Source organism: Ensifer sp. ENS08 (genome assembly GCF_014852195.1).
In the GTDB taxonomy this organism is placed as follows: Bacteria; Pseudomonadota; Alphaproteobacteria; order Rhizobiales; family Rhizobiaceae; genus Ensifer; species Ensifer adhaerens.
In genome coordinates, this window is sequence record NZ_JACVBF010000059.1 from 1 (window position 1) to 492 (window position 492).

The 492-nt window shown below is 62.8% G+C and carries 1 pseudogene; it reads right to left on the reverse strand.

Annotated features, from left to right (window positions below):
• Nucleotides 1–492: pseudogene (locus IB272_RS34495) on the reverse strand (phosphoketolase); the annotation flags it as partial.

Here is a 492-nt window from a genome sequence, read left to right on the forward strand (position 1 = left end):
AGGCCGGGCGCTTCAGATTGCCCCTGATGCGGGCATCGTCCCAAATCTGCCGGATTTCGGCCGTCGCCGTATCGAGCACGTCTGCCAGTTGCTGGTGGACCTTTGCCGGATCATGCCCTTCGACGAAGTAGGGTTTGTAGCCCATGCCCTCGAAGAACTTCTTCAGCTCGTCGTGCGGAATGCGGGCGAGGAAGCAGGGATTGGCGATCTTGTAGCCGTTCAGGTGCAGGATCGGCAGAACACAGCCGTCGCGGGCAGGGTTGAGGAACTTGTTGCTCTGCCAGCCGGTCGCAAGCGGCCCGGTCTCGGCCTCGCCATCGCCGACGATGCAGGCAACGACCAGATTGGGATTGTCGAAGGCGGCACCATAGGCGTGGCTGAGCGCATAACCAAGCTCGCCGCCCTCATGGATGCTGCCGGGCGTTTCCGGCGCCACATGGCTCGGGATGCCGCCGGGAAAGCTGAACTGCTTGAACAGCCGCTGCATGCCTT